Raw genomic sequence first — 22827 nt, 5'->3', positions numbered from 1 at the left:
ATGTCGAAGAAAAATAAGTTCCATTCACGCCAGTACCTGAAATTGAAACTTGAAAGAAAAGATCTTGACGAAAACCCGTTTGTTCAGTTTGACCTCTGGTATGGAGAGGTTCTTAAAGCGGAAATCGATTTTCCAAACGCTTTTATTCTTTCTACGGTAGGAGCGGATGGCGTTCCGTCCTCAAGAGTGGTGCTTCTCAAGGGTTATGACGAAAGGGGTTTTTCCTTCTATTCAAATTCTCTTAGTCGTAAGGGACGAGATGTAGCTGAGAATCCGGTCGCTTCGCTTTGCTTCTGGTGGTCTGAATTTGAAAGACAGGTGAAGATAGACGGCGAAGTCTCACTTCTGCCAGAACGGGAAGCCGATGAATATTTTACGTCTAGACCTCGCCAAAGCCGGATAGGAGCATGTGTTTCGAAGCAGAGTGAGGTTGTTGCAAGCAGGCAACTGCTTGAGGAGCAATACGACCAGTTCCGGTCTGAACGGAAAGGAAAAAGTATAGCGCGGCCTGAATTCTGGAAAGGATACGTAGTGAGTCCAGTGCGCTTTGAGTTCTGGCAGGGAAGAAAGAACAGGCTTCACGATCGTTTCAGATATATTCCTTCCCCAGATGGTGGCTGGAGTATAGACAGGCTTTACCCATAGTCCGCGGAAAGAAGAATCGATAGCTCCTGATTATCTGGTTGCGCGATAGAGCGCTACTACTCCCATAGTGAGTTCCGAGTATTGGCAATCCCGAAATCCCGCGTTTTCAAGATGGCTTATGAAATTCTTTCTTTGAGGAAATGCGGCGGCGGATTCAGCAAGATATCTGTATTCCTTGCCCCTGCCGTAGATGCTTCCGACAAGAGGCATCAAGACTCTGAAGTAAAACATGTATATGGGTTTGAAAACGGGGTTTTTCGGAATCGCAAATTCAAGTATGAAGAGTTTTCCGTTTTCCTTTAGGACCCTTCTCATCTCTCTCAGGGAAAGTTCGTAATCTACTGTGTTTCTTATACCGAATGCTATGGTGACGGAGTTAAACTGTTTTTCCGCAAAGGGGAGATTTTCAGCCACGGCCGATACAAGGGCTATTTTGCCCCTTAAATCAAGGTCCTTAATTTTCTTTTTTGCTATCCGGAGCATGTTCATGCTGGGATCAATCCCGACCGTTTTGGTTGCGGGGTATTTTTTTGCGATTTCAATCGCAACTTCTGCCGTCCCGGTTGCTATGTCCAGATTGTGCTCGACGTCGTGCAACTCTTCTGCGAGCTTCTTTCTCCAGAGTTTGTGAATTCCAAGGCTGAACAGAGTGTTTAGCCAGTCGTAGTGACTCGCCACTTCATCGAAAATTTTCCTTGTTTCAGGCATCAGACGGATTCCAGAATCCTTTCTATGTGGGAGGTTCTGTTGAGAACATAGAAATGAATTCCAGGTACTTTTTCGGCGATAAGTTCCCTTACCTGGTCTCTGCACTGTGCGATTCCCACTTCCACCGCCTTGCGGTTATCGTCTCCCGCATCTTCCAGTTTCTTTCTCAGGGTTTCAGGTATCTCCGTTCCGCAAAGAGACGATATTCTTATCACCTGTTTCGATGAAAGCACGGGCATAAGACCCGGGATTACGGGAAGGTCTATTCCTGCTGCCCTTACTCTGTCGACATAATCAAAATAGTAACGGTTATCGAAAAAGAGCTGAGTAATTATGATATCGGCTCCGGCATCCACCTTTTTCTTGAGATTGGATATGTCCTCCTCAAAACTTGGGGATTCGATATGTTTTTCCGGATAACCGGCGACTGCTATGGAAAACCGCTGCGGTTTTTCTTTTTCGTATTTTCTTATGTGTTCCACGAGCTGATTTGCGTGCTGGAAAGCCCCCTCGGACAGCAGTTTCTCGCCATTTTCCTTCGGAATATCTCCCCTGAGGGCCACTATGTTGCGTATTTTCTCCTGTTCAATCTGCTCGAGCATCAGATCTATTTCCTTTTCGGAATATCCTATGCAGGTCAGGTGACAGGCGCTCTCCATCCCTATAACGTTTTTTATGTAGGAGGCAACTTCAGCCGTTCTTTTCCGCCCCTTTCCCATGGCACCATGTGTTACCGTTATTATGGCGGGCGAAAGTTCGGCGAGTCTCGCAAGAGTATCTTTGAGTTTTTCGAATTCAGGATCGTCTTTCGGAGGAAAGACCTCAAAAGATATAAGAGGAGTATCCCTTTTTTTGTTTTTGTATTCAGAAAAATTCACGGTTTTTCCTCGAGAACCAGAGTTTGCAAGGTGGTCTTTCTTTCAATTTCCAACGGGTTTTCGAAGTCCAAAAGTGCTGTAATCAAAATAGCCGGGTCAAGCCCACGGACATAATCTACCTCGTGGAATTCCGTGTCCTCTTACATGTAAATCTAGCTTGCTCAATATACCTTGCGTTATATTACACATCAAGCTGATACTGTAGCGGGGAAAGTTTAAGCTATTCCTCTCGATTTCCAAACAATTTTCTAAGGCACGCGCTTCTGTAATTGAATATGGAATCCAGTTTCCTGCTTACCAGAAGCGGATTTGCCAATCTTCCGATCGGGTCAAACGGTAGGGAGTAGTGAACGAGGTCCCGGACCTGCGTCTGCTCCCCGGCCTGTGCAAAAAAATGCTTATGGTGCCAGAACTTGTAGGGCCCGAATCGCTGCTCGTCAACGAAATAGTGCGGTGGATCGACCTGAGTTATTTCCGTTGTCCAGGTGCTTGTGAAAAAAGGGATGGGTGTCACGGTGTAAGTGATTATCATGCCGGGATATATTTTTTCTTCTGCCTCAGATGTTATCCGCAGGTTGAGTCCCGAGGAAGTTATCTTGGGAAGATTGTTCGGGTTGGAGAAAAAATCCCAAGCTGTTTCAATCGGAACCGGCAGGAATTCTGTTCTCTTGAGCGTATATATCTTCATTCTTTTTCTGCTTGTTCCAGCGGTGGTCCGGGAAGCCCGACAAAGCTCCACAGTATCAAGAACAAAAGTCCGAATATCAGGGGTAAAGACTGGTGTGTCTCATAGAGTATACCGGCGGACATTCCCCCCACGCAGGCTCCCATGAAGTTTGCCAGGTTGAAAAAACCGGAGAGCACACCCCTGTTCTCCGAGGAGACTCTTTGCGTAACAAACGCAGGTAGTATGGACTGAAATATGGAGTATCCAAGAAAAAAGACCGCCCCCGCGAGGTAGAGTGTGATACTGTCAGATGCTCGGAGCAGATAGATTAAAAAGGCGGCTACTAAAAAGAAAAGCCCGAACCTAGTTGCCTGTTTCAATTTCTTTCTCGTTTCTGAAATCCTGATGTAGGCGTTAGCCAGGAGCGCACTGGGGGCGAGTATTACTAGGTAGACGAACCACAGATCTTGGGGGCCGGTACCGATATTTTTCCAGTCCAGAGGATAGATGAACAAGATAAGGTTAAGACAGATGGATGTTATGAAGGTTGAGGAAAGAATTCTTCTCACTTCCGGTTCCCTGAGTTTGAGAAGAATTTCTTTTCTGTCCCTTGTTTTTTTCTTTGGAAGTTCCGGGAACATGAAAAGAGTAACGAGCACCGCAACTAATCCTAGGGCTGCGAGGATGAAGAAAAGACTTTCAAAACCGAATTTCCCTGCGAGTACTGGACCGACTATGAGCGAAGTTATAAACGCCGTTCCGATTATTATTCCAGTCAGCATAAAAGACTGGGCCCTTACCTCGTTTCTTGTGCAGTCTCCGAGAATAGCTATGGCAACTGCGCCTATAGCACCGCTTCCCTGAATCGCTCTGGTTATTATTAGCTCCCAGATGGTGTCTGCAAAAGCGCAGAGAACGCTTCCAACGCAAAAGATCAGAAGTCCTACTACTATTACCGGCTTTCTTCCGAATCTGTCGCTTGCCATGCCGAAAGGTATCTGCAGCAGGCTCTGGGTAAGGGCGTATATTCCGAATGCGACTCCGGCGGAGGAGAGGGTTGCTCCCTCGTAGTTTACGGCGTATATGCTGAAAACGGGAATTATCAGGAATATTCCTAGAAGCCTAAGTGCAATTATTGTTCCTATTACTAGAACGGAGCGAAGTTCGTATCTGTTCAGCTTCATGGCGTTTTCCCGGGATTTTCCGTTCCGGTTTTGTTTTTAGCAAGGAAATTTAAAAACCGGTTCAATGAAAGATAGGGTATTTATCACGTTTGACAATGGCAGAACCCTTTAAAATATAAAAAAGTTTGGGAATTATAAACTTTACTTGACAAAATACAACCATGTTTGATAAAATAATTCCGTCTGTCAATTTAGTACAAGGCGGAAAAATGAAAAACAGAACCATTTTTATCCGTGATAACCTTGAAGTTATGCGAGGTATAGCCGATGAATGTATAGATCTCATTTATCTGGACCCACCGTTTAATTCCAACCATGATTATGCCGCTCCTATAGGTAGTCAAGCCGCGGGTGCGGAATTCAAAGATACATGGGGATTATCAGATATAGACTTGGCATGGCATGGAGAAATAGAAAGTCAATATCCTGGTCTTTATAAACTCTTGGAAACTACAAGAGAGATACACGGAAAGTCTATGATGAGCTATCTCATTTACATAGCCATCAGGATTATGGAAATGAAGCGAATTTTGAAACCTACAGGTTCTATCTATCTTCATTGTGACCCCACTGCTTCTCATTACTTAAAATTGCTCATGGATGAAGTTTTCGGAAGGAAATTTTTCAGAGATGAAATCGTATGGAGAAGAAATGAATCAGGGGCCAAAGGGAGTCAACACGCGTCGAAACGTTGGGGTAATAATGTAGATCATTTGTTGTTTTATACGAAAGGAAAAAACTTCCAATTTGATCCGCGCATAATCAAAAATTTAACAGAATCGGAAATCAATAATATGTTTCCTAAAATCGACGAATATGGAAACCGATACAACACTAAAACAACAGCTTGGCGGTCGCCGTCTATGGGAGATCGCCCTAACTTATGCTATGAGTTTCGGGGCCATTATCCACCATATTCAACAGGATGGAGAATGAAATACGAGAAAATGGAAGAAGAATATCAAAAAGGTAACATTGTTGTTACAGAAGAAGGGTTAGAGCGAAGATCGTATATGAAATATTATGCTGGTGTGTCACCCGGCAATTTATGGGTTGAGACAGAATTACTTCTTGGGGCACGATCAAAAGAACGCACCGGATACCCAACGCAAAAACCATTAAAATTGCTAGAGCGGATAATTAAAGCGTCAAGTAATGAGGGTGATATGATACTTGATCCTTTCTGTGGTTGCGCCACAACTTGTGTTGCCGCTGAGAAATTAGATCGTAAATGGGTAGGTATAGATATATCCCCTAAAGCTGCTGAACTTGTAAAATCGAGAATGCAAAACGAACTGGGATTTACCATTCTCAAGTTAATCCACCGAACCGACATTCCTACCGATCGCGGAGGTAAACGTTCAAGAGATATTAAGAATATTCTGTACGGTAAACAGGAAGGAATGTGTAGTGGTTGCGGACACTGGTACAGAATAAAGGATTTTGAAGTAGATCACATAGTACCTAAAAGCAAAGGTGGTTCAGATACAGACGAGAATTTACAACTGCTTTGCGGATACTGTAACAGGATAAAAGGCGACAGAACACAAGAATACTTGATTTCGCAAGTGAGGAAATAAATCTAAAAAGGTGAGTAAATTCGCAAAACATTCAAAAACCAAATTTTTAACGCGAGCGGAGATATCCGCGGAAAAACTGTATTTTGAGATACAAATAAAGGAAAACAGGTTTCTGGTATCCGCTTGCGAATATGATAAGAAAAAATTTGAAGGAGTGATACATCCCTTTCAGTTAGACAAAGTAAGCCATATAGAAGTGGAATCACAACCAGGCGGGAAGGTTCTGCTTTCTCTCGATTTGTACGAGGAAACAAAATGAAAAAAGCCATGATAGACAAAGAACGAGACCTTAAAGGAGCAACCCCGGAAACGCTGGCTAAAGCCTTGTTACGCCCTTGCCAGGGAAGAAAGCCCGTTGTCCCGGACAAGGTCCCTGTAGAGAAGGTTGCGTCCCATAAGTCCGGCAACGGTGAAACGCATTTGAAGGAGGGTTCCTGAATCCCGCATATTATGCTTACCCGCGAATTCCTGAATATACCGATCAAGGTGCTTAGGGCTGATCTTGTGGAAAGTCCCTTTGTGCGCCCTTTTCAGTCCGGCCCAGAAAGATTCGATACCGTTGGTATGAGCCATACCCTTGACGAACTCCCCGACACTATGGTTTACGGATTTATGATTGGGAAGCCCACTGTAACTCTTATGGTTGTCGGTATAGACCTTAGCGTCAGGGGAAGTGTTGTTTCGTATAAAATCCTGTACTGTTTCCTTTTCCCTGTTGGGAACTCGCTTGGCAACAACTCTATTGGATTTCCTGTCCTTTATTCCAATTACTACGGTTTTGCCGGAAGGGCCTTGCACATGGCTTCTCTTATTGTCATGCTTGTTTCTATCCTTACCGCCCATAAAGGTTTCGTCAGCTTCAACAGGGCCTTGAAAATTGTTGTTTCCTTCGGTTTGCCATGCTTCCCGTATCCGGTGAAGCATGAACCACGCCGTGGGTTGGGATACCCCTATATCTCTGTGAAGTTTCATGCTGGACACGCTTTTAAGGCTTGTAAGGCAAAGGTAGATAGCCAACGCCCACTTTTGAAGGGGGACGTTAGAACGGGCAATAGCGGTTCCGGTACGGACGCTGAAATAACTCCGGCAATCCTTGCACCAGTAGGGCATGGGTTTGGCGTTAGGAACTTTCCTTGTTTCCACGCTTCCGCACTTGGGGCAAAAACGGGAATCGCCCCAGATAATGGATTCGAACCAGCGAGTGGCCGTTTCTTCGTCAGGAAACATTTTCATAAGTTCAAGAAGATCTATTCCCTCCCTGTAAGCCTTACCGGGAGCTTTAAATGTTTTCTTTTTCATCATGGTAATAATATACATAAGGAGATTTATTTTGTCAAGTAATCTTTATAATTCCCAAAAGTTTATTAGGGAGGAACCTCTGATGAAACTGGCGTTTCGGTCTAAGGTGACCGATAACCTCCTAGAAGTGCAGGCCCCCGGATATCCACTGCGTACTATAAAGAACAGCGGTCAAGTCCTCTGGCAATTCTCTTGCACAAGTACGGTCTTTTTGGTTTTTTGTGTGAGATAGGACTGAAACTTGATTCAGGGACTGGTATAATTTCCATTCTAGCTGACCGGGGAAAATACGGAACCGGCAAACAGGTAGTTCGAATGAACTTCCTCCCTCAGCTTTTGGAGAAATTTCCAGGCGATGAGACCTACTTGGGCTGAAATCAGTCTCGATTCTTTTAAATCAAATCTTGGCGAAGTAAGAAGAATTGTGGGGGAGAATGTCCGTATTATGGCAATTGTCAAAGCCAACGCTTACGGGCACGGTGCTGTAAGGTTAAGCGATGCTGCCCTTAGTAATGGAGCGGATATGTTAGGGGTAGCCACCGTACCGGAGGCGATGGAACTTAGGGAAGCCGGAATAAAAAACGAAATATTTCTTCTTGGAGGGATTGATCCCAGCGAAGCCGGTGTAGTGGCGGAGAACACGCTTACTCCGGCGTGCTATTCCATCAATGTGCTCGAAGCTATTTCTCGAGCCGCTGTTGAGTGTGGAAAAACAGTCGGTTATCACCTGAAAGTCGATACGGGGATGACCAGGCTCGGAGTGGGAGTAGGCGACATAGAATCTTTTTTCGCTTCGGCTGCCAAACTTCCCGGAGTAATGCTTGAGGGTGTTTTCACGCATCTTGCTTCCTCTGAGATTCACCAAAGCGACTATACGGATTATCAGCTCGGGGTTTTCCGCGAGGGCCTTTTTTTTCTTGACGAACTGGGAGTTAAATACCGCTACGCCCATTCCGCAAACAGCGCCTCCATTCAGAGATTTCCGGATTCTCACATGGATATCGTAAGACCTGGGATAATGCTTTACGGTTCAGGCGACATGGGAGAGGTTGGCCTAAGGCCCGTTATGAAACTCAAAACAAGGGTAGTGCAGCTCAGGGAAGTTCCCCCGGGCACTCCGGTCAGTTACGGAGGAACTTTCGTTACCAGCAGAGAAACACTGGTCGCAACCCTTCCGATTGGGTATGCGGATGGCTATCCCAGAGCCCTTTCAAACAAGGCGGAAGTTTCTCTCGGCGGGAAACTCGCTCCGCTTATAGGGTCCGTCTGCATGGATTTTATCATGGTCGATGTAACGGACATTCCAGGTATCTGTGTTGGAGACGAAGCGGTGCTTTTCGGAGATGGGCTCGTGAGCGTTGAGGATGTCTCTTCCTGGGCCCAAACCATACCTTACGAACTCTTATCACGGATTTCGCCGAGGGTTCCGAGGCGTTACGTATGATTCGTCTCTATTAGTTGGTCTGAAGAAAATCTGCAATGAGAACCGTTATACAGAGGGTAACCAAAGCATCAGTTAGCGTAGACGGAAATGTAGTCGGCAGCATCGGCCCGGGAATGGTAGTTCTTATCGGAGTTGAGAAAGATGACTCGGAAAAAGACATTGCGTATGTTGCGGAGAAGATAGCTGGTCTAAGAATATTTGAGGATTCCTCGGGCAAAATGAATCTGAGTATTAAGGATACGGGAGGAGAAATCTTGGCTATCTCCCAGTTTACCCTCTACGGTGATTGCAGAAAGGGCAGAAGACCTTCTTACACGCGAGCCGCTGGTGGAGATTTTGCAAGGCGGTGCTATGAACTTTTCATTGCTGAGGTCACGGAACGTGGAATTCCGGTTAGAACCGGCGTTTTCGGGGCAACAATGGATGTTCATATAGCGAACAACGGTCCAGTCACGCTTCTTATTGACAGTTCCAAGGATTTCTGAGTGCATACTGGTTATTTTGTTGCGGCGGATTATTATTAGGGTAGATGAAGACCGTGTGCAATCACCCTACCGCTCACAGGGATTATATATTTGAGGAGAAGTACGAAGCGGGTCTGGTCCTCAAGGGCTCCGAGGTTAAATCCCTTAGAAACGGAAACGCCAGCGTCAAGGAAAGCTTTGCTCTCATAAGAGAGGGCGAAGCCAGACTTGTTAACTGCTACATAGCTCCTTATGATGCCGCCAGCGGGCTTAACCATGAACCGACTAGGGAGAGAAAGCTTCTGCTGAACTCCCACGAGATAAGGAAGCTGATTGGAAAAACCAGCATTAGAGGTTACACTTTAATTCCTCTAAGGATTTATTTTAAAAACGGTATTGCAAAACTCGAACTGGCCCTTGCCAAAGGTAAGAAGACGAGAGATAAAAGAGAGGATATCAAGCGTCGCGAGGCCCAAAGGGATATGCAGAAAGCCGTTAGACGATCTTTGAAACGTTCATAACTTAGACACGGGGGCGATTCGGCTTCGACGGGAAACAGGGAAGCTTGTGCCGCATGCCGAGCTTGGTTAACTCGTAAAACTGATCAAGCACGATAAGTGCCGAACCAATTAACGCACTCGCAGCCTAAAAGAACTGCGACGTCTCAGAACGTCATGCCCGCTGGGCTTTCTGAGGCGTAATTCAAGCGGGATGGCTGGTACGTGATTCCCGGGGCGCTTGCCAGCGAGATTTTACTCGGGACTGCGGTGAAAAACCTGCCTGCCGGTGATTTTGCCGTCTGATTCAAAAGACAGGATAAGCATGTAGAAGCCTAGTGAAACTTTTTCCGGACCCGGGTTCGATTCCCGGCGCCTCCACCATCTTATTTCTATAACTACCTCAAAATAAAGAATTCTTAGGAAATAAATAAAGATTAAGCCCCTTTATACCCCACACGCAGACGGGGTATATGCCTCTAAACTCCGAGGATTTAGCGACTGCTTCTTCGTAATGCGTCGTTTTAATCTGTTATTGTAGCTATAGCATCGGAACGAGATTCGAACACCTCAATGATTTTGTCAAAACCTGCGATCTTGAAGACCTCTTTTACGGAATCAGACAAGGAACACAATGCGAATCTCGTATTTTTACCTTGGAGTGTTTTTGCAACAATCAGAATTGAACGCAATCCCGCACTATTGATGTAGGACAGCTTTTCAAGATCCAGAACTACAAAATTGCCAAGGGCAATAATTTCATTGTACAGGTTATCGTGGAATTGCCGCGCGTTCATGCCGTGAACTTGACCGGCTGCACTTATTACCAAGATCCCTTTGATATGATCGGCCTGCAACCTGACTTGATTGTTTTGAATGACCATTCTTCCCTAACAGCAATCTATCTGACTAAAGCACTGCAATCAAGATGGAAGACTATATGCTTAATTATCTGAAAGTTGATGATTGCTAATTAACACAGGGAGTTACGTAACGGTCTTCTTGGATGCTAAAAACAGGTGCTTTCTGGGGAAGACTCTTGGAATCTCTGAGGAGTGGACTGCTAATCTACCCCAATTTGTGCGTCGGGTCACAGAGTGTCTTGACGACCTTTTATGTGATTCCCAGTTTTAAAAATTGTCGTCATACTTATCTATAAGTATTATGTCTACCTTTTTAGATATGGTTTCTATAAATTTGTGAAACAATGAAGCGCAAAACTATCGTAATTGCCACAAGAAACAAGGGGAAACTGAGAGAATTCAGATCAATTCTTGCTGACGGCTACAATGAGATCCTTTCTCTAGCGGATTTTGATGAGGTTCCCGAGATAAAGGAAACGGGTCTTTCTTTCAGGGAGAACGCTTTTATCAAGGCGAAAACAACCTCTGATTTTCTTGGGATGGACGCTATGGGGGATGACTCAGGCTTGGTTGTAGACGCTCTTGGGGGAGCTCCGGGGATTTATTCGGCAAGGTACGCCGGGGAAGGGTCCTCGGATAATGAAAACAACGAGAAACTACTCTATGAACTTAAAGGAGAGAAAAACAGGAATGCAAGATTTGTCTGCTGTATTGCTTTAGTTCTTGCGGGTGGTACACAGGAATTTTTTGAAGGTGAGTGCCACGGACAGATTATTCAGGAGAAAAGAGGCCAGAGTGGTTTTGGTTATGACCCGGTTTTCTATGTTTCTCAATACGGAAAGACCATGGCTGAACTCGGCCCCGACATAAAAAACAGAATAAGTCACAGGGCTATTGCCTCAGAAAAGCTTCTGTCATATTTTTCGAATTTTAAATAGGTGTTTTAACAACCTGCCTTTGTTTCTTCATATCTTTCCTTACTTTCTGAATGCTTAGATGGTCTATGGAGTATAAGAATTTTTCCAATTTTGTCTTGCCAGATTATGTGAAATTTTCGTTTTTAATTGTAAGCTGCTTCCCAATTGAATATATTTAGATTCCGACCTTTGTTTATTGCGACTGCTTTAACTTGATAAAGGGGTTTCTGCGTGAAAAGCGCAAAATTTATTTTTGTTACCGGCGGAGTTATGTCTTCCCTGGGAAAGGGTATCTCCGCTTCCTCAATAGGATTCCTTCTTGAATGTTGTGGTCTTCGAGTCACCCTTCAGAAGCTTGATCCCTACATAAATGTCGATCCGGGCACGATGAACCCTTTTGAGCATGGGGAGGTCTTTGTTACCGATGACGGAGCGGAAACAGATCTTGATCTCGGCCATTACGAAAGATTTACCAAAGCTCAGCTTGGCAAGAAAAACAATCTCACAAGCGGCAAAGTCTACGATTCCGTTATTTCCAAGGAAAGAGAGGGGAAATTCCTCGGCAAAACAGTCCAGGTAATCCCTCATATAACTGATGAGATAAAATCCCGCGTGCTTGCCCTTGAGGATGGCAACGACGTCATTATAGTCGAGATCGGCGGTACCGTGGGAGACATAGAGAGTCTTCCTTTTCTTGAGGCGGTAAGGCAGTTGAGGTCGGATCTCGGCAAGAAGAACACGCTTTTCATACATCTTACATACGTTCCCTATGTTGCCGCGGCCGGAGAATTGAAAACAAAGCCTACGCAGCACAGCGTAAAGGAACTTCTCCAGATAGGGATTCAGCCCGACATACTCCTGTGCCGCACCGAGGATAAGTTTCTTCCCGAAGAGGTTAAAAGAAAAATAGCCCTTTTCTGTAACATCGAGCAAAAAGCCGTGATTACGGCCAAGGATGTTGAGCACATATATGAAGTTCCGCTTATGTATAAGAAAGAAGGATTGGCCGAGATAATCATTGAATATCTTGGTATGTGGACCAAGAAACCAGACATGGGGGAGTGGGAGGAACTCATTCAAAGGGTAAAGAACATGAAAGAAACGGTGCGCATAGCCGTTGTCGGAAAATATGTTTCACACGGAGACGCTTACAAGAGCCTCCACGAGGCCCTTTACCACGGTGGTTTAGCCAACGACTCAGCCGTTGAAATAAAATACGTGAATTCAGAAAAAATGGACGGCATGTCTCCGGACAACTATTTCTCCGATGTTCACGGAATACTTGTCCCCGGAGGATTCGGGGAGAGGGGGATTGACGGCAAAGTAGACGCCACAAAATATGCAAGGGAAAATCAGATTCCCTTTTTCGGAATTTGCTACGGCATGCAGCTTGCCGTTATTGAATTTTCAAGGAACGTGTGTGGCATAAATGACGCGGATACGACTGAGAACAACGGCGATACCCAGAACCCGGTTATAGACATAATGGAATCGCAAAAGAACATAAGTGAAATGGGCGGGACAATGAGACTTGGGGCTTACCCCTGCGTCATAAAGCCCGAGACCTTGACTAGTAGCATCTACGGGACCTCAGAGATTTCCGAAAGACACCGCCACCGGTTTGAAGTGAACAACGGTTACAGAGAAATTCTTGAGTCAAATGGAATGGTTCTTTGCGGCCTCTCGCCAGATGGAAATCTGGTTGAAATCATGGAACTTAAGGATCATCCTTGGTTTGTCGGCTGTCAGTTCCACCCTGAATTCAAGTCAAAGCCCCTCAGTGCCCACCCGCTTTTCAAAGATTTCATAAGAGGGGCGCTTCGCTACAAGGATTCTCTTACCTGATCGAATTGCTCCATTCGATGAATCTCCCCAGTATAAACGAACTTATTGCCTACAGAAAAAGAAGGGAGCCTGCCCTGGGAGTGGTCCTCTACGCCCATCCCGACAAACTCTCTGTTCTCTCAGAAGATGGAAAGCGTTACTCGGTTGAACCGAAAAAAGTCGTACTGTTAACCGGAATAACCGTTCCCGAAACCCTCACCGACTCTGAGAAGAAACTCGAAATGAGAAAATGGAGAAGAGAACTTGAGGAGAAAAAAGACTCCGTTGATATGGAAACGCTGTGGGAGTGTGTTGTGGAGGAGCAGGAAACCGTGAGCTTTGAGGAGATACTGGAGCTATATTCGGGGGCAGAGCAGGTTTCTTTGGAGCAGAGGTTTCTGCTTTTTTGGGCCGTGGATAAAAACACTGTCTACCTTGCAAGAAGCGAAAACGGCTATCTCGTTCGCTCGCGGGAGGACGTTTCCAAGACACTTCGTGTCCTTGAACTCAGAGAAGAAAGAGAACAAAAAGCGCAGGCCGCCGTAAGCTGGGTGCGTTCTGTTATAAGTGGAGAAGCTCCTCCGGTGGTTGATGAGACCCACGGTGAGTTTCTTGAACTCATCGAACGGTACGTCATTGATCTTGACGGTTATGAACGGGCCAAGGAAGCCAAGGGGTTTCTTTATGAAGCGGGGCTTAAGGAGGTGGAGTCGGCGGTTGAATTTCTTATAAAAACGGGTTTCTGGAAGAAAGACGATGACCCGGAATCAAAAAAAATCGCTTTTCATTTCAGACACTCCCAAAGAGCGCTTGAAGAGGCGGAAGCTATTTTGAGCGCTGGGGAAGATTTTGCAAGCCTTACCGACAGAACGGATCTTGAAGTTTTTTCAGTTGATAGTGAGACAACCCAAGACATTGATGACGCCATTTCGTTTGAAACGCACGGGGATCAGATCATTCTGGGAGTCCACATCTCGAATGTCGCCCATATTGTGAGCAGGGGAAGTTTTATTGATCAGGGGGCCCTTGATCGCGCTGAGACGGTTTATTTTCCTGAGGGACGCGTGGATATGTTTCCCAAGGATCTTGTGAACAAGAAACTCAGCCTTACTGCCGACGACCTCCAACCTGCGCTTTCTCTTTTCGCCACTTTTAAAAGAGAGGGCTTTACTTTGATCGATTATAGCTTTGAGGCGACGGTCATAAGGATTTCGAAGAATCTTACCTACGCCGAAGCGACTGAAATGTTGCGCAACACACAATGGGGAGAATTCCTTGTGTCTCTCACTGATTCACTCAGAGCAGAGAGAATCAACAAGGGAGCCTTGATAGTGCAGCTTCCGGAACTCAAGATCAGGATTGGAGACCAAGATGGAATTTCAGTCAGCAAAGATTACATGGATTCTCCCGCCCACAATGTCGTTTCCGAATGCATGATACTTATGAACCGGCTTTCGGCAGATTTTTTCGATAAAAACGGAATTCCGGCACTCTTCCGTTCTCAGACCCAGGATATTGAGCCTGAAGCCAGGGAACTTGACCCCGAAGACGTCCTTTTCCCGGTAAAGGTAGCAAAGCACCTAAAACCTTCTTTTGTTGCCTTTGCTCCCGAAGTCCATAAGTCCCTGGGAGTTTCCTGCTACGTGCAGATGACTTCTCCGATAAGAAGGTACACAGACCTTCTTATGCAGCGTCAGCTTATATCCTGGCTTGAGGAACAGAGGATTTGCTACTCAGAAAGCGAGCTTGAAGCCACAAACACGCATGTGAGTCTTGCCACTAGGGAAATAAAAAACGCGCAGAGAGGCAGACACAGGTACTGGCTTATACGCTATCTTCTGGAAAAGGATATAAAAGGGGCGACCGGCTACGTAAGTTCCAGGGGATATAGCGGGTTTAACGTCTATATCCCGGAGTTTCTGATCGAACTTCCGCTTTCTAACTCAGGCGGCAGGGTTTTTGATATAGGGAGTGAGCTTTCCCTCTCAATCTGGGGGACCGATCCTCTTAGAAGAAGGATACGCGTGAGTCCGACGTAGCTTTCGGTTTGCCGGAACCCAAGTTCAAACAAGCATATGCCGTCGAAGTGGGAAAGACCGCCCTCTTCAGTGCTTTTTTTGAAGAATTTCGAGAATTTCTTCAAGCCCCGTGACCTTTACTCTTGGCCTCCCCTTTTTTTCGCCTTCTTTCTTCTCAAACCAGTCAACCCGCAGCCATTCATTGTAGGAAATATGTTTTTCTTCGAGCAGTTCCTTTATGCTCTCATCCGAGGCGAGTTCGGGACGCAGCGTATTTCCCCTCTCGATGTCCTCGATCATGCAGCTTACGGTTTCGCCGGAGTCGGCCTTGTTCGTACCGATAACTCCAGTCGGTCCGCGTTTTATCCACCCTGTGGTGTAGAGTCCCGTAATCGGATTGCCGCCCGTTTTGTCAAGTACTCTTCCTTTTTCGCTGGGGATTACCCCCGAACTGTCATCAAACGGTACGTCCCGAAGAGGTATTCCCCGGTACCCGACGGAGCGAAAAACCAGATCGGTGGGAATCTCTTCGGTCTCGTCCGTGGGTTTGGGCCGAAGGGAGCCATCATCGGATTTGTAAAGCCTGTTTTTCACGACTTTCACGCTTTTTACTCTGTTGTCTTCTCCGGCAATTATTTCTATCGGAGAAACCAAGAATCTTATGACTATTTTCTTTGATTTGGAGGGAACTCTTTCGGAAGCTTTTTTTATAAGCTCTATTTTCGTCTGGGCTGTCCTGTTCGGTTTACGCTCAAGCTCCTCGAGCGTAAGGGAATCGGGCTCCGCTTCGTTTGCCAGGGTAAGGAGATCCGCATCCTCAAGATTCTCAAGTTCCCGCAGCTCTGGGTTAGTGAAGGCCGCCTGCGCGGGGCCTCTTCTTCCAAGCATGTGTATTTCCCTTATTCCGCTTTTGGCCAGTTCCTCAAGTGCATAGTCTGCGATATCCGTTTTTTCCATTTCGCTTCTTGTGAGGGAAAGAATTCTCGCAACATCCACCGCGACGTTCCCGACTCCGACTATGACGACTCTTTTCCCTGAAAAGTCAAAACCAAGGCCCATGTGATCCGGGTGGGAGTTGTACCAGCCTACAAACTCCGTTGCCGTGTGGCTTCCGATTATGCCCTCTCCCGGTATTCCCATTTTTCTGTCGGTCTGGGCCCCTGTTGCGAAAACTATTTGGTGGTAACGACTGCGCAGGTCCTCAAGCCTTAAGTGTTTTCCGAACTCTACAAGTCCGAAAAATCTGAATTGAGGATTGGATGCGATTTTATCATAAACTCTGGCTACGCTTTTTATTTTCTGGTGGTCCGGAGCTACCCCGCTTCTCACGAGACCGTGGGGAGTCGGGAGTTTTTCGAACATGTCTATGAACACGCGGTCGCCGAGTTTCTTCTGCAGGTGGTCGGCTGCGTAGAAAGCTGCGGGTCCCGATCCGACTATGGCAACTTTTATTGTTTCGAGACTCATGGCGTGGGAAGTATATATACAATATTTCATAAATCTATTGCCGAGAAAGCTTTTTCTTCTTTATCTTTTAGGTTCGTGGTAGGGAATTCTTAGATGCTCCTTTTTCCGCTAACAGGGTCTGATGATGGTATAATACTAACTTATTTGTGTGTGGCGGAGTGACCCTATGATTGCTAAAGAGCGTACTGAACCGGAGCATTTTCATCTCAAGGTGGTTCATGAGATAAGCGACTTGATCAACAAGTCCGTGGGTCTTAACACCGTTTTGGGTAGGGTGGTCAGAAAAATTTCTTCCTCCCTTCACTACGATGTCGTTTCCATATACGTCTGGGATGATTCAAGAGAAGTTCTCAGGCTCGCGGCTAACAGGGGCCTTCAGGTTAAACCGAGAAGTGATATCTTTCTGCGCTCGGATGAAGGTCTTACCGGGATGGTTCATAAAACGAAAGTTTCTTTGGTGGCCATGCCGGCTTCTAAGCATCCCAATTACAGATATTTTCCCGAAATAGGCGAAGAGGAATACGAAAGTTACATGGGCGTTCCCATAATGCTTCACGACGTGTGTGTCGGGGTGCTTGTCGGGCAGAACAAAACCCCCATGCAGATAACCCCGGCCGAGCAGACTCTTTTTCAGATAATAGCACTACGACTTGCCGGGGTTCTTGAAGTCGCAAACACCCTGGACCGGCTGAAACCCCCGTCCATGGTAAAGCACGAGACGAGGAGCTACCAGGGAAAAGGAGTTTCTGAAGGGGTGGCTGTGGGCAAGGCGGTTACATTCCGCGGGCTTTTCCGCCAGATGTCCACTATGGAGATGACGGCCCGTACTCCAGGAATCGAGAAGAGAAGAGTTAGAAATTCTATAAAGAATATATCGCAAGACCTTAAGAAGACTATTAAAAAAATGGATTCTGAAGGGAAGCTCTCGAAAAACGAAGTGGATATTTTCCGTTCGCATCTGATGATAGTGGATAGCCGCGACATGGAGAAAGGGACTGGCGAACTCATAGATGAAAAGAGGGTTCCGGCCGAGGCTGCGGTGGTTGAGTATCTCGAAACCCAGGCATCACGTTTTGAATCCTTGCCGGATTCTTATATGAGGGAGAGGGCCTACGATTTCAGAGATATAGGTGAGAGAATGCTCCGGGATCTTACCAGTTCAAAGGACGAGAATATTTCCGCTTCCGCCGACGGAGAGCCCTTGATACTTGTGGCAAGAGAGATAGGCGTTTCTTTTGTCACGGCTGCTGAAGGGGAGGTGGGGGGAATAGTCCTTGAAAAAGGCGGAGAGACCTCGCACGCGGTCATAATAGCGAAATCGCTTGGGATTCCGGTAGTTGTCGGCATAGACAACATCGTGAATCTGATACATCCCGGGGAGGATATGATAGTTGACGGGAGAAGCGGTTTCATTTTCACAAACCCCGACCAGGTGCTTAAGGATGAGTATCTGTCCATGCACCAAAAAGCCGTTGAACTCCGCAGCTTCATAGAGACTGAAGCCGAAAAAAGTACCAGCACCGGTCTTGACGTCAAAATAACGGCGAATGTCGGAATTCCGGCCGATGCCGAGGTGGCCAAGCGTTACGGCATTAAGAGAGCGGGACTTTTCAGAACGGAGTTTGCCTTCGCGCGGTTTAAGAAGTGGCCCAGTGTAAGGTCCCAGCTAAAGATATACAAGGAGATCTCAGCTAATTTTGAGGATGGAGTGACCATTAGGACCCTGGACGTGGGTTCTGACAAGATACTTTCCTATCTCAACATGCCCAAAGAAGAGAACCCCCTTCTTGGCCTTCGCTCGATCCGCTTTTCAATGGAGTATCTTGATCTTTTCAGGGATCAGGTGAAATCCATTTTGCTCGCGGCGAAGAAAGGGGGGAATTTCAAGATTCTTCTGCCTATGGTATCAAATGTCTGGGAGGTTGAGACCGCGGCGCAGATAATTGAGGAACTGTCTGCCGAAGTCAGTCTTCACCGACATGATATACCGAAGCTTGGAATAATGATGGAAGTTCCGGCGCTTGTGTATCAGTTCGGTGATTACGCGGACTTAATAGATTTTGTTTCCATTGGAACAAACGACCTCATACAGTACCTGCTTGCGGTGGATAGAAATTCAAACGCGGTTGGACATCTTTACTCGGCTTTTCATCCTTCCGTGGTGAGAATGCTGGATTTTACAAGAGAGCAGGTTCTCTCAAGCGGAAAGGAGCTTTCAATATGTGGAGAAATAGCGGGAGTTCCTTCCGGTACACTCCTTATATTGGCTCTTGGTTACCGTCATCTGAGCGTTTCTCCGCTTCGGTTTCCTTATGTGAAATTTCTTTCGGACAGGCTTTCTGAGCGGATGCTTGAGGAAATAAGGTCCGACCTGTTGCTGCTCTCAAAGGAGTCCGACATAGAGAGATACTTAAAGGATGTCCTTAACTCCATAAACCCGATGTTGCTCGAAGTAGAGTAGCCATGATCAAAAGATCTATCCTTATTCCGCTGGTGCTTTTTATTCTCACGGCGGCCACGACTTTTCTTTCCGGCTACATGATAAGCGGGACTTATACGGGGGGCGTTCTTTTCTCGCTTTCTCTGGTCGCCATTCTTGGAGCCCATGAAATGGGTCATTACTTTTACGGCAGGAAATACGGCGTTTCCATAACTCTTCCCTGGTTTATTCCTGCTCCTCCCTTCCTCTCCCCCATAGGGACGTTCGGGGCGTTTATAAGGATAAAGTCTCGGATACGCGGCCGAAGGGAACTTTTCGACATAGGGATCGCTGGTCCCATAGCCGGGGTGATAGTAGCTCTTCCGGTCCTGTTTGTCGGGCTGCTTTTCTCGGAAGTGGTCGCTTTGGATTCTGAGAGGATCTCTGAGATGCAGGCGGCCATGTCTCTTGGCAATTCTCTCGTATTTGCCCTTTTCTCAAAAATGGCTATCGGGGAAGTCGCCCAGGGATACGAAATTCTGCTGCACCCCGTTGCATTTGCGGGGTGGATAGGCCTTTTCGTAACCGTCTTGAATCTCATGCCCGCTGGGCAGCTTGACGGAGGGCATCTTGTATACTGCGTCTTCCCGGCGGAGTGGCATAAAGCTATATCGGCTGCTACGGTTATTTTCCTTGCAATAATGGGAGTGGGAACGGTACCTCTGATGGACTTTGCGGATTATCTGGGCTTGTGGGTGCTTGGCATTCTTCCTGAGTGGCTTATGTTTGAGGGTTGGGTCGGCTGGCTTTTCTGGGCGATACTGCTTTTAGTGCTCGGCACATCCCATCCGCCGACCATATCGAGTGATGCCGAGATCGGTGCCGGAAGAAAAGCGCTTGCTTTTCTCTCACTGCTTATTTTTATTTCCTGTTTTACCCCTGTTCCCATCAGTATCGTGGAGTTCGGTTAGGTCGTTTTGCGTTTAGTTAAAGAATCTGTTACAATCACCCTGATAGGTTGGATTGACTCTTAGGGTGTTGGAGTGAAAAAGAGGGTGGTTCACATACGGGAATCCAATCCGACCGACAACTTGATTTAAACAACTTCACTACTACGAGGAGATTCACAAATGTCGAAGAATACTTTGTCTGTAAAGGATAACAGGACAGGTAAAACATACGAACTTGCTATAGACAACGACACCATAAGGGCCACTGACCTTCGCCAGATAAGGGTTAAGGACGAAGATTTTGGCATGATGAGTTACGACCCGGCTTTCGGGAATACGGCTTCGTGCAAAAGCAAGGTTACCTTCATTGACGGAGAAAAGGGGATCCTGAGATACAGGGGGTACCCGATAGAAGAGCTGGCGAAAAAAAGTAACTTCCTCGAAGTTGCCTATCTCCTTATTCACGGTGAGCTGCCTAACAAATCGCAATATGACAGCTGGGTTCACGACATAACGCATCACACCTACGTGCATGAAAACATAAGGAAGCTCATGGATGGATTCCGCTACGACGCGCACCCGATGGGCATGCTTCTTGCGACCGTCGGAGCCCTCTCGACCTTCTATCCGGATGCAAAAGACATATTTGATACCGACGTGCAGAAACTTGAGATGAGAAGGCTTATAGCGAAGACGCCGACCATAGCTGGATTTTCCTACAGGCATATCATGGGTCTTCCCTACGTCTATCCCGACAACGAACTCAGCTACGCCGGGAATTTCCTTTCAATGATGTTCAAGATGACCGAGACCAAGTATGAGCCGAATCCGGCGATAGAAAAGGCTATAGATGTTCTTTTCATCCTCCATGCCGACCACGAACAGAACTGCAGCGCAAGCGCGATGAGAAACGTCGCAAGCTCTCATCCGGATCCTTACTCCGCGGCCGCCGCGGCGATTGCCGCCCTGTACGGTCCTCTTCACGGTGGAGCGAACGAGGCGGTGCTTGAGATGCTTGCCGACATAGGTTCAATTGACAAGATCCCTCAGTATATAGAAAGGGCCAAGAAAGGAGAATTCAGGCTCATGGGCTTCGGACACAGGGTGTACAAGGCTTATGACCCGAGAGCGGCGATAATAAAGGACATAGCCCACGATGTGTTTGAAGTTACCGGGAAAAATCCGCTGCTTGACATAGCGCTTGAGCTTGAGAGAATCGCCCTTGAAGACGACTATTTCGTAAGAAGAAGGCTTTATCCGAACGTTGATTTCTACTCCGGACTCATATACCAGAGCATAGGTCTTCCCACGAGCATGTTTACTGTTCTTTTCGCCATAGCGAGAATGGCAGGATGGCTTGCCCAGTGGCTTGAGATGCTGAACGACCCCGAAACCAGAATCGCGAGGCCCAGGCAGGTTTACCTAGGGGAAGATAACAGAAAATACGTGGCGATGAGCAGAAGGCGCAAGAAGTAATTCTGTTGGCGCAAATAACGGTTGAGAAAAAAACGGGGAAAGGGGGTGGAGAGACGCTCAGCTTGCCGAGAAGTGCTTTCCTATTATCGTGTTATAATAGTAGTCGATTGTGTGCTCGGTGTTGGTTGTCAGGATTGAGATGGCTTCGTCGCGGCCTCTCTCCGACAGAATAAATGCTTTACCGCCGCCCTCGTGCGCCGCTCTTTCCTCAAGCATTTCCAGAAAAGAGTCTTTGAAAGTCTCTCTTTCATCCCGAAGGGCCGTTTCGAGCAGGGTTTCGTCCTGAAGATCGTATTTTTTCTTTTTTATCTCTTCACGAAGCACTAGAGAGAACTTTTCAAGATCAAGTTCGGGGAAATTTTCCTTAGCGATTTCCTCGAATACGCGGAGCAGCTCTTCCATCATTGTTGCTGATTACCTTGATACTGGTTTGAGGGGCTGAATTTCCCTATCTTCCTGAGCAGGCATGAAACCAGATCTATTGTGTGGGCGATATCGCTTTTATAGGCGATGGAACTCGGGCTGTGAAGATACCTTGTCGGAACCGACAGGACGGCTGCCCTGGTTCCCTTTCCCGTGACCTGCATGGCGGTTGCGTTTGTGCTCCCAGCCTTTTTTACAGTTATCTGGTAAGGGATCTTGTTTTTCTCCGCGAGTTCCTTTATAAAAAAGCTAAATGGCCTGTGTGCCACCAGGAACCTGTCTGAGAGTCTAATTTCGGGTCCCTTGCCGATATTGGCAAAGGATTTGCTTTCCGAGACCCCCGGTATGTCCATTGCCACGGTGCCTTCAAGAGCGACGGCGAAATCCGGTTCGTAAACCGGTGTTATAACCCGCGCTCCGCGAAGCCCTACTTCTTCCTGAACGGTAAAGGTGACTATGAGGTTGCAGCCCGGATTCGGAGTTTTCCTGAGAGCCTCGATTATGACGAAAAGACCCATCCTGTCGTCAAGAGCCTTTGAGATCACGGAATCTCCGGTTTCATCAAGGGAAGTGTCAAACGACACCATGTCCCCTATTTCTACGAGACCGGCGACTTTTTCAGGGCTGAGCCCAAGATCGACCGCGCAGTCCTCAATTTCAGGAACCTCCTTGGCGCCTCCACTGCTTCTGGTCACGTGTGGCGGAACCGCTGCCACCACTCCTTTTAGAGGTTCTTTTCCCCAAACCACCAGACGCTGCCCGTAAAAAACCCGGGCGTCCATTCCCCCAAGCGGGGTTACCCTCAAAAACCCTCTGTTATCTATATGGTGTACCATGAATCCCACTTCGTCCATGTGAGCGTCAAGAACAAAAGTGGGACCGTCTCCCGGGATACGGGCGATTATGTTTCCGAGAACATCTTCGGTGATGTCTTCTGAGAATTTTTTTATTTCCTCAAGCAGAATCGACTTAACTAGGCCCTCGTCCCCGGGCATTCCTGGAGTGTCGCAGAGCTTCTTTAAGAGTTTTATGTCCATAACGGGCTGATTATAACCAGTACCATTCTAAAGCTTAAATCGAGCGAAACAAACAAAATCGAATTTA

General features: G+C 46.8%; 20 protein-coding genes and 1 other RNA gene. 12 read left to right on the top strand and 9 right to left on the bottom strand.

Features of this window, described 5'->3' with window-relative positions; genetic code table 11:
- A complete protein-coding gene (gene pdxH / locus OXG75_05330) occupies positions 1-645 on the top strand; it encodes a pyridoxamine 5'-phosphate oxidase (protein ID MCY3625394.1) in 645 nt (214 codons plus the stop codon).
- Between the two features lie 30 nt (positions 646-675).
- Here pdxH and ubiE read toward each other — a convergent pair whose 3' ends face one another.
- From ubiE to OXG75_05310, 4 genes are all read right to left on the bottom strand, one after another.
- Positions 676-1353 (bottom strand): bifunctional demethylmenaquinone methyltransferase/2-methoxy-6-polyprenyl-1,4-benzoquinol methylase UbiE, encoded by a 678-nt coding sequence (ubiE, locus tag OXG75_05325; GenBank protein MCY3625393.1) that lies wholly within the window; start codon positions 1351-1353, stop codon positions 676-678.
- The gene (metF, locus tag OXG75_05320) at positions 1353-2231 is read right to left on the bottom strand and encodes a methylenetetrahydrofolate reductase [NAD(P)H] (protein ID MCY3625392.1); all 879 of its coding nucleotides are present in this window, start codon (positions 2229-2231) and stop codon (positions 1353-1355) included. The genes ubiE and metF overlap by 1 nt, the downstream gene beginning before the upstream one ends.
- 220 nt (positions 2232-2451) lie before the next feature.
- Entirely contained in the window at positions 2452-2919 is a 468-nt protein-coding gene (locus tag OXG75_05315) for an SRPBCC family protein (GenBank protein MCY3625391.1), read from the bottom strand.
- On the bottom strand, positions 2916-4082 hold the full coding sequence (locus tag OXG75_05310; protein ID MCY3625390.1) for an MFS transporter: 1167 nt from the start codon (positions 4080-4082) through the stop codon (positions 2916-2918). The genes OXG75_05315 and OXG75_05310 overlap by 4 nt, the downstream gene beginning before the upstream one ends.
- A 161-nt stretch (positions 4083-4243) precedes the next feature.
- On the opposite strand from OXG75_05310, the gene OXG75_05305 reads away from it, so the two are divergent.
- Positions 4244-5662 (top strand): DNA methyltransferase, encoded by a 1419-nt coding sequence (locus tag OXG75_05305; GenBank protein ID MCY3625389.1) that lies wholly within the window; start codon positions 4244-4246, stop codon positions 5660-5662.
- 327 nt (positions 5663-5989) lie between these two features.
- Here OXG75_05305 and OXG75_05300 read toward each other — a convergent pair whose 3' ends face one another.
- Positions 5990-6964, bottom strand: a complete 975-nt coding sequence (locus OXG75_05300) for an IS1595 family transposase (GenBank protein ID MCY3625388.1) — start codon at positions 6962-6964, stop codon at positions 5990-5992.
- Positions 6965-7316: 352 nt separating this feature from the next.
- Between OXG75_05300 and alr the strand changes: the two genes are divergently transcribed.
- The 4 genes from alr to ssrA all read left to right on the top strand — a co-directional run bounded on the left by alr (position 7317) and on the right by ssrA (position 9750).
- On the top strand, positions 7317-8405 hold the full coding sequence (gene alr, locus OXG75_05295) for an alanine racemase (GenBank protein ID MCY3625387.1): 1089 nt from the start codon (positions 7317-7319) through the stop codon (positions 8403-8405).
- Positions 8406-8440: 35 nt separating this feature from the next.
- Positions 8441-8890, top strand: coding sequence for a D-aminoacyl-tRNA deacylase (gene dtd, locus OXG75_05290; protein ID MCY3625386.1), 450 nt, complete (start codon positions 8441-8443; stop codon positions 8888-8890).
- Positions 8891-8934: 44 nt separating this feature from the next.
- Entirely contained in the window at positions 8935-9390 is a 456-nt protein-coding gene (gene smpB / locus OXG75_05285) for an SsrA-binding protein SmpB (GenBank protein ID MCY3625385.1), read from the top strand.
- Between the two features lie 9 nt (positions 9391-9399).
- Positions 9400-9750, top strand: a transfer-messenger RNA (tmRNA) gene (gene ssrA, locus OXG75_05280).
- Positions 9751-9890: 140 nt separating this feature from the next.
- On the opposite strand, the gene OXG75_05275 is transcribed toward ssrA, so the two are convergent.
- Positions 9891-10250 carry an STAS domain-containing protein gene (locus tag OXG75_05275; GenBank protein ID MCY3625384.1) on the bottom strand — a complete coding sequence of 120 codons (360 nt, stop codon included), beginning with the start codon at positions 10248-10250 and terminating at the stop codon, positions 9891-9893.
- Positions 10251-10573: 323 nt separating this feature from the next.
- Here OXG75_05275 and OXG75_05270 point away from each other — a divergent pair, with 323 nt between their 5' ends.
- The 3 genes from OXG75_05270 (at position 10574) to OXG75_05260 (ending at position 15009) form a co-directional block, all read left to right on the top strand.
- The gene (locus OXG75_05270; GenBank protein MCY3625383.1) at positions 10574-11167 is read left to right on the top strand and encodes an XTP/dITP diphosphatase; all 594 of its coding nucleotides are present in this window, start codon (positions 10574-10576) and stop codon (positions 11165-11167) included.
- A gap of 249 nt (positions 11168-11416) precedes the next feature.
- Positions 11417-12991, top strand: a complete 1575-nt coding sequence (locus tag OXG75_05265) for a CTP synthase (protein ID MCY3625382.1) — start codon at positions 11417-11419, stop codon at positions 12989-12991.
- A 17-nt stretch (positions 12992-13008) separates the two neighbouring features.
- Complete coding sequence (locus OXG75_05260) at positions 13009-15009, top strand: RNB domain-containing ribonuclease (protein ID MCY3625381.1); 2001 nt, start codon at positions 13009-13011, stop codon at positions 15007-15009.
- A 66-nt stretch (positions 15010-15075) separates the two neighbouring features.
- Here OXG75_05260 and OXG75_05255 read toward each other — a convergent pair whose 3' ends face one another.
- A complete protein-coding gene (locus OXG75_05255; GenBank protein MCY3625380.1) occupies positions 15076-16485 on the bottom strand; it encodes an FAD-dependent oxidoreductase in 1410 nt (469 codons plus the stop codon).
- A 136-nt stretch (positions 16486-16621) separates the two neighbouring features.
- Here OXG75_05255 and ptsP point away from each other — a divergent pair, with 136 nt between their 5' ends.
- The 3 genes from ptsP (at position 16622) to OXG75_05240 (ending at position 21300) form a co-directional block, all read left to right on the top strand.
- Positions 16622-18916: a phosphoenolpyruvate--protein phosphotransferase gene (ptsP, locus tag OXG75_05250; protein MCY3625379.1), complete on the top strand. Its 2295-nt coding sequence runs from the start codon at positions 16622-16624 to the stop codon at positions 18914-18916.
- 2 nt (positions 18917-18918) lie between these two features.
- Complete coding sequence (locus tag OXG75_05245) at positions 18919-19845, top strand: site-2 protease family protein (protein ID MCY3625378.1); 927 nt, start codon at positions 18919-18921, stop codon at positions 19843-19845.
- A gap of 159 nt (positions 19846-20004) precedes the next feature.
- Positions 20005-21300: a citrate synthase gene (locus OXG75_05240; protein MCY3625377.1), complete on the top strand. Its 1296-nt coding sequence runs from the start codon at positions 20005-20007 to the stop codon at positions 21298-21300.
- Positions 21301-21357: 57 nt separating this feature from the next.
- Here OXG75_05240 and OXG75_05235 read toward each other — a convergent pair whose 3' ends face one another.
- Entirely contained in the window at positions 21358-21705 is a 348-nt protein-coding gene (locus OXG75_05235; GenBank protein MCY3625376.1) for a hypothetical protein, read from the bottom strand.
- Positions 21702-22760, bottom strand: coding sequence for a M42 family peptidase (locus OXG75_05230; GenBank protein MCY3625375.1), 1059 nt, complete (start codon positions 22758-22760; stop codon positions 21702-21704). Before OXG75_05230 ends, OXG75_05235 begins: the two co-directional genes overlap by 4 nt.
- Between the last annotated feature and the right edge of the window lie 67 nt (positions 22761-22827).

This window comes from Candidatus Dadabacteria bacterium (assembly GCA_026705445.1).
Classification (GTDB): Bacteria; Desulfobacterota_D; UBA1144; order Nemesobacterales; family Nemesobacteraceae; genus Nemesobacter.
This window is presented reverse-complemented; position numbering and strand designations above follow the sequence as displayed.